General features: G+C 72.1%; 7 protein-coding genes. 5 read left to right on the top strand and 2 right to left on the bottom strand.

Annotated elements, in window-relative coordinates; all coding sequences use genetic code 11:
* The 3 genes from AC1DY2_RS12675 to AC1DY2_RS12665 all read left to right on the top strand — a co-directional run.
* The coding region (locus tag AC1DY2_RS12675; protein ID WP_476762755.1) for a cysteine desulfurase family protein at nucleotides 1-933 on the top strand (933 nt) is incomplete at its 5' end.
* Nucleotides 930-1,082, top strand: a complete 153-nt coding sequence (locus tag AC1DY2_RS12670) for a hypothetical protein (protein ID WP_476762754.1) — start codon at nucleotides 930-932, stop codon at nucleotides 1,080-1,082. The genes AC1DY2_RS12675 and AC1DY2_RS12670, both read left to right, overlap by 4 nt.
* A gap of 139 nt (nucleotides 1,083-1,221) precedes the next feature.
* The gene (locus tag AC1DY2_RS12665; protein WP_476762753.1) at nucleotides 1,222-2,769 is read left to right on the top strand and encodes a DHA2 family efflux MFS transporter permease subunit; all 1,548 of its coding nucleotides are present in this window, start codon (nucleotides 1,222-1,224) and stop codon (nucleotides 2,767-2,769) included.
* Nucleotides 2,770-2,859: 90 nt separating this feature from the next.
* Here AC1DY2_RS12665 and AC1DY2_RS12660 read toward each other — a convergent pair whose 3' ends face one another.
* A complete protein-coding gene (locus AC1DY2_RS12660; RefSeq protein WP_476762752.1) occupies nucleotides 2,860-4,500 on the bottom strand; it encodes a VWA domain-containing protein in 1,641 nt (546 codons plus the stop codon).
* A gap of 453 nt (nucleotides 4,501-4,953) precedes the next feature.
* Between AC1DY2_RS12660 and AC1DY2_RS12655 the strand changes: the two genes are divergently transcribed.
* Together AC1DY2_RS12655 and AC1DY2_RS12650 are read left to right on the top strand one after the other, a co-directional pair.
* Nucleotides 4,954-5,523, top strand: coding sequence for a carboxymuconolactone decarboxylase family protein (locus AC1DY2_RS12655; RefSeq protein ID WP_476762751.1), 570 nt, complete (start codon nucleotides 4,954-4,956; stop codon nucleotides 5,521-5,523).
* Between the two features lie 37 nt (nucleotides 5,524-5,560).
* A complete protein-coding gene (locus AC1DY2_RS12650) occupies nucleotides 5,561-6,268 on the top strand; it encodes a phosphoribosyltransferase (RefSeq protein WP_476762750.1) in 708 nt (235 codons plus the stop codon).
* A gap of 42 nt (nucleotides 6,269-6,310) precedes the next feature.
* On the opposite strand, the gene AC1DY2_RS12645 is transcribed toward AC1DY2_RS12650, so the two are convergent.
* Nucleotides 6,311-6,820 (bottom strand): methyltransferase (locus AC1DY2_RS12645; RefSeq protein WP_476762749.1); only part of this gene is annotated, 510 nt, incomplete at its 5' end.

The following is a 6,820-nucleotide window of genomic DNA, read 5'->3' as shown; positions in this document are numbered from 1 at the left end:
GCCGACAACCTCGCGGTGAAGGGCATGGCGCTCGCGAACCCGCGCGGCCGCCACGTGCTCGTGTCCCCGATCGAGCACGAGGCGGTGCTCGAGTCGGCCGCGTACCTGGCCCGCGTGCACGGCTTCACCGTGGAGATGCTCGAGGTCGACGAGCACGGCTCCGTCCATCCCGCGGCGCTCGCCCGACGCATCCGCGACGACACGACGCTCGTCTCCGTGCAGCTCGCGAACAACGAGATCGGCACCGTGCAGCCCGTCGCCGAGCTCGCCACGGTCGCCCATGCCGCCGGTGCGCTCATGCACACGGATGCCGTGCAGGCGGCCGGCTGGCTTCCCCTCGGGCTCGACGGGCTGGGCGCCGACGCCCTCTCGCTCGCCGGGCACAAGGTCGGCGCGCCGAAGGGCACGGGCGCGCTCATCGTGCGCGGGCGGATCCCGCTGGAGCCGGTGCTGCACGGCGGCGGACAGGAGCGCGGACGTCGCTCGGGCACCGAGAACGTTGCGGGCGCCGTCGCGTTCGCCACCGCGCTGCGGCTCGCCGAGGCCGAGCGGGCGGATGCCGCGACCCGCGTCGGCGCGCTGGGCGCCGACCTCGCCGCACGCGTCGTCGCCGCGGTGCCGGGCGCCGTGATGACCGGCGACCCCGTGCGGCGACTGCCCGGGACGGTGTCGTTCGTCTTCCCGGGTACCAGCGGCGAAGCGGTGCTGCTCGAGCTCGAGCGCGACGGGGTGGTCTGCTCCAGCGGGTCGGCGTGTGCCGCGGGGAGCGACGAGCCGTCGCACGTGCTCACGGCGATCGGCATCCCGGCCGACCTCGCGCAGACGGCCGTGCGGTTCACGCTGGGCGCCGAGACGACGGCCGACGAGATCGCGGACGCTGCGGCCGCGGTCGCCCGCGCAGTGTCGGCGGTCCGCAATATCGTGGAGTCATGACCGATCCAAGTGCCATTCCCGCAGACGACGACGCCGATCTCGAGGTCGGCAAGAAGCGGGCCGAAGACAAGGTCGCTCCCGAAGAGGAGCAGCTCGAGGGCTGGCTCCCCGAGCCCACTCCGACCGACGGTCCCTCGCCCGCTCCGTAGCCCGCCCCGCCGCGCGATTCATACGTTCCGATCCATCTCGCCGATCGGGAATAGTGCGTCGTCCGACGCAGGTTGACACACACATTCGACGCAACTCCCCCGGCGCCGCTCTGCGCCGAGATCGATTGGATGCCTCTCCGTGACCGAACGCGCCGTTCCAGACCTGACTGCGCCCGAGGCCGCACGCCTCGACGCGGCCGCCACTCACCAACACACCGACTCCGACGTCGAGGCGCTCCACGGCGCGCGGAACAACCGCGTCATCTGGCTGCTCCTCGCCTCCGCCTTCGTCGTCATCCTCAACGAGACGATCATGGGCGTGGCGATCCCCCACCTGGTCACCGACCTCGGCATCACCATCTCGCAGGCGCAGTGGCTGACCACCGCCTTCATGCTGACGATGGCGGTCGTCATCCCCATCACCGGCTTCCTGCTGCAGCGATTCGCGACGAGGCCGATCTTCATCGCCGCGATGTCGCTCTTCTCGACCGGCACGCTGATCGCGGCCCTGTCGCCGGGCTTCGAAGTGCTCCTCCTCGCCCGCGTGGTGCAGGCGAGCGGCACGGCCATCATGATGCCGCTGCTCATGACGACGCTCATGACGCTCGTGGCGGCGGCCGATCGCGGCCGGTTCATGGGCCGCGTGTCGATCGTCATGTCGGTCGCACCTGCCATCGGCCCGACGATCTCCGGCCTGATCCTGAGCTTCCTGTCGTGGCGGTTCATGTTCTGGCTGGTGCTGCCGATCGCCCTGACGATGCTCGTCATCGGCATCCGACGCGTCGAGAACGTCAGCGAGCCGCGCGCCATCCCCATCGACGTCTTCTCGGTCATCCTCTCGGCGTTCGGCTTCGGCGGCCTCGTCTACGGGCTGAGCCTCGTCGGCGGCGTCGTCAGCGGCATCGAGCATCCTGCCGCGATGGTCGTCTCCCTCGTGGTGGGCGTCCTCGGCATCGGCGGGTTCATCTGGCGGCAGCTGCTCCTCCAGCGACGAGAGCGGGCGCTGCTCGACCTGCGCACCTTCCGTTCGGGCAACTTCTCGATCTCGGTCGGGCTCATGGTGGTGATGATGGCGGCGCTGTTCGGCACCATCATCCTGCTCCCCATCTACATGCAGGACGTGCTGCACCTCACGCCGCTGGCGACCGGCCTGCTGCTGCTGCCCGGTGGCCTGATCATGGGGCTCTTCGGCCCCACGGTCGGCCGGCTGTTCGACCGCTACGGGCCGACGCCGCTGCTCGTGCCCGGAAGCATCGTGGTGAGCGGCGTGCTCTGGTCGCTCACGATGGTGACCGACCACACCTCGCCCTGGCTGGTGCTCGCCGCGCACGTCGCGCTGTCGACGGGTCTCGCCTTCATGTTCACGCCGCTGTTCACCTCGGCCCTCGGCTCGGTCGAACCGCGCCTCTACTCGCACGGCTCCGCGATCGTGGGCACCGTGCAACAGGTCGCGGGCGCCGCGGGGACCGCACTCTTCGTCACGGTGATGACGGCGGGCACCGTGGCGGTCGCCGCGACCGGCGCCTCGGCCGAGGTCGCCCAGACCGCCGGCATCCGCTCGGCATTCCTGGTCGGCGCGATCCTGTCGCTCCTCGCCATCGTCGGCTCGTTCTTCGTGCGCAAGCCCGCCGACATGATGACGCACGCGCGTGAAGATGCCGTGTTCGAGGAGCCCGCCGAGGCGTGATCCGCGCAGGCGCATGACGAAGGGCCCGGTTCGAGAACCGGGCCCTTCGTCGTGTTCGGGGGCCGACGGTCATCGGCCCACCGCGGAGGCTCAGCCGCAGTTCGGGCGGCAGGTGCGCTGCGACAGCGCATCCACGAGCACCGTGCTGAGGTCCTCGGGACGCGATGCCGAGTAGGCAGCGCCCTTCGTCGCCTGGGCGATGCGCTGCATCGCCGCCAGGTCGGTGTCGGGGCCGAAGCCGATCATGATCACCGGCACGGGCTTGGACGGATCGTCCATCTTCGCGAGCTCGGCGAGCAGCGTGTCGAGGTCGATGCCGTTCTCGTCCTCGTTCTTGCCGTCGGTGATGAGCAGCACCGAGTTGACCTTCTCCGGGTCGTACGTCTCGCGCACCCGCTTCATCGCCGCGAGGGTCGTGTCGTACAGGCCGGTGGCGCCGCCGAGTCGAGCCGGCAGCGACTGGATGATCCCCGCGATCTCCTGCTTGTGCGCGAGGTCGGCCAGCGGTGCGATCGGGCTGAGGTCCTCGTAGTCGAGGTCGCCGTTGCGCGCGGTCGAGAAGACCCACACGCCCATCTCGACCTCGCCCGAGAACTTCTCCATGGCGCCGATGGCGGCCTGCTGGAAGATGTCGATGCGGCGCAGGCCGTTCTCGGCCGGCTCCTCCATCGAGCCTGAGACGTCGATGACGGCGAGCATGCGCGACCGCAGGGTGAGCACCGCCCACGCACGGAGGATCTCGAGCTGCGCGGCCGGGTCGAGCTGCGCCGCCGCGGCGGCCGGGCCGTCGACGGCCAGTCCGGGGATGTCGAGCGTGCCCGACCCGTCGCCGGCGCGGAACCCGGCGGCGGCGAGCCGCTCGGTGTCGGCCCGGGCCGCGTCCGCGAACGCCGTGAGCAGTTCCGTGCGCGCCTCCGCGGCATCCGCGGTGCTGTCGGCCGACGCCGTCCCGTCGGGGTCGACAGGGGCGGGCAGCTGCACGAACGGGTAGTCGAGGAGCACCGTGCCATCGGCGGGATACGCCGCCACGAGCGTCTCAGCCGGCTCGTCGAGGTTGTAGTCGGCGACCTGCGCCTCGGTCGTGAGCACCACGCTCGGCTGCTGGCTGGCCGCGAGCGCGCCGAACGCGGCGCTCGTCGAGGCGGGAATGGTCTTGCCGAGCTCGATCATGGCCCCGGCGAACTGCCGCGGGTCGTCGGGCGAGGAGTGGCCGCGCAGCGCCATGAGCCCGGCGAGGCTCGCCGAGGAGGCTTCGGGGTCGGGGAGGATGGTCGGCAGGCCGCCGCCCAGCACCCTCGTCCAGGTCACCGGCTCGCTCGCGACCTCGGCCGCCGTCGTGGCCGCGGCGGCCAGCACCACGGGCGTGGAGGCGATCGGCTCGCCCACCTCGACCTCGGGGGCCGTCTGGCCGAGCGACGCCGCGGTCGCGGCCATGCGGTCGACCCAGACGCTGGACTCGGGAACCCACGCGTCGGCATCGGCGCCGCCCGACGCGATGACGGCGGCGGTGTCGGCCGAGTCCTGCGACTTGATCACGGTCTCGACGCACGCGTCGGACGACGCGTCGTAGTCCTTCGCGAGGTCGGTGAGCGCCGGCGCGATGGACGTGTCGGCGACGACCACGATCTGCTCGGTCTCGGCGCAGCCGCTCTCGGCGGCCGCGAAGAGCGGGGAAAGGTGACCGCCGACCCACAGGTAGACCCCGGATGCGACGATGCCGACGATGGCCACGGCGGCGATGATGGAAAAGACGAGCGCGCGCCCCGGCTTCCTTGCCGGGGCCTTGACACTATGACGCCCCACGGACACTCCAAGCCCGACGGCGTCGAGTCGCCGTCGAATCCCTGTGCTGAACGGGTTCCCCCGTTCGTGGGGGAGGGTCCACTCAGCATAGGCGACGGGGCCTGATACGCGAACTTCACTCGGGAACGGTGAGAACGCGGGTCGGATGACCCCCAGTCATCCGACCCGCTCCCCCGCCCTGTGCGTCGACCCCTCAGTCGTCGCTCAGGCGTTCCGGTGTTCTCACCGGCCGCGCGATGCGCGTTCGACGAGTCGCCTCGTCGGTGTCCGGTGCCACGTCATCAACGCTAGGCGGCGCCCTTCCGAGGTGACAGGGCTTGACGCGTCGAACAGCGCACGCTAGGCCTGAGGTGCATACGGTCACAAGTGCCAGGGGGTGCGATGACCATCATCAGGGCGGTTCCCGAGGACGAGGCGCCCGAGGGCTTGGAGCGCTACTACGCCGAGGATCGCGCGGCGTTCGGCCATGTCGCGACGCACACCACGGCGATGGCGGTGAACCCGGCGGCGTACGCGGCCTTCCGGGCACTCACGGCCTCGACGATCGAGTCGCTGGGCTTCCGGGGATTCGAGCTCGTGACGCTCGCCGCGGCGCTCGGCACGGGCTCCCGTCACTGCCGTCTGGCCCACGGCCAGAAGTCGCTGAAGGTGTTCGACGAGTCCCAGCTCGAGCGCATCGCCCTCGACTACGCCGATGCCGGCCTCACCGACGCCGAGGTGGAGATGATGCGCTTCGCGGAGCAGTTGGCCCGCGACTCGGCCGCCATGACCGACGCCGACAGCCTGCGCCTTCGAGAGGCCGGGTTCAGCGACCGCCAGATCGTCGACATCACCGTGGCCGCCGCGGCCCGCGTCTACTACGGACGGGCCCTGCAGGCGCTCGCCGTCGATGTGGACGTGCCATCGTCGCTCAGCGAGCCGCTCCGGAACGCCCTCGTCGACGGGATCTGACGCGGTCGGCCGGCCGGCTGAGCCGAGGCGCGAGTGGGTGCGGCACGCGATGTCCAGTGAGCGCTTCACCGACCGACGCGACGCGGGTCGCCGCCTCGCGGGCGTCCTCGCCGAGCGCCCGCTCGTTCGCGCCCTCGTCGATCCGGTCGTGCTCGGCCTGCCGCGTGGCGGGGTGCCCGTCGCCGCCGAGGTCGCCCTGGCGCTGGGCGCGCCGCTCGACGTGCTCGTCGTGCGCAAGCTGGGCCTGCCGCGCCAGCCCGAGCTCGCGATGGGCGCCATCGGCGAGCGCGGTGCGCGCGTGCTCAACCACGACGTGCTCGTGCAGGGCCGCGTCTCGACCGAGGAGCTCGCCGCCGTCGAGCGTCGCGAGCGCGCCGAGCTCGAGGCACGGCTGCTCCTCTTCCGCGGAGATGCACCGCCGGTCGACCTGGCCGGCCGCACGGCGGTGATCGTCGACGACGGCGTGGCGACGGGTGCGACCGCCCGCGTGGCGAGCCTCGTCGCGCGAGAACTGGGGGCGGCATCCGTGGTGCTCGCGATGCCCGTCGGTGCTCCCGACAGCGTCGCCGAGCTCGCGGCCATGCCCGAGGTCGACGAGGTGGTCTGCCTCAGCGCCCCGCACGGCTTCATGTCCGTCGGCATGCACTACCTCGACTTCCGGCAGACGACGGATGCCGCGGTGCAGGCGATCCTGGCCGACGCCCATCGTGATCGCCACGGCGGCCGACCGGGTGCCGACCGCTGACCGGGCGCAGCCGCCCGCCGACCGCCGACCTCCGCCCGGAGCTCAGTCGTTCGGCGCGCGGCGGCCGATCGCGACGGTGGCCGCGAGCTCGTCGTCGCGCACGATCGTCGTCGAGAGCCCGCCGGCGCGGAGCAGGRCCTCGGTGCTCGGCGCCTGGCGACGGCTCGTCTCGATGAGCACGGACCCGCCGGGAGCGAGCCACGCCCGAGCGTATGCCGCGACGCGCCGGTGCACGTCGAGCCCGTCGTCGCCGCCGTCGAGGGCGACGTGTGCCTCGTGGTCGCGCGCCTCGGGAGGCATCATCGCGATCTCGGCGGTGGGCACGTAGGGCGCGTTGACGGCGAGCACGTCGACGCGCCCGCGGAGCTCGCCCGGCAGCGCGTCGAAGAGGTCGCCGGCGACGACGAGCGCACCCAGCGGCTCGAGGTTGCGGCGCGCGGCCCTGACGGCGGCCGGGTCGATGTCGGCAGCGACGAGCTCGACCGGCCCCGCGGCATCCGCCACCGCCGCGCCGATCGCCCCGGCGCCGCAGCACAGGTCGACGACCACCGG

The organism is Agromyces sp. P1_H4, from assembly GCF_056405255.1.
The sequence above is the reverse complement of the archived record's forward strand: the minus strand, read 5'-3'. Positions and strand labels throughout refer to the sequence as shown.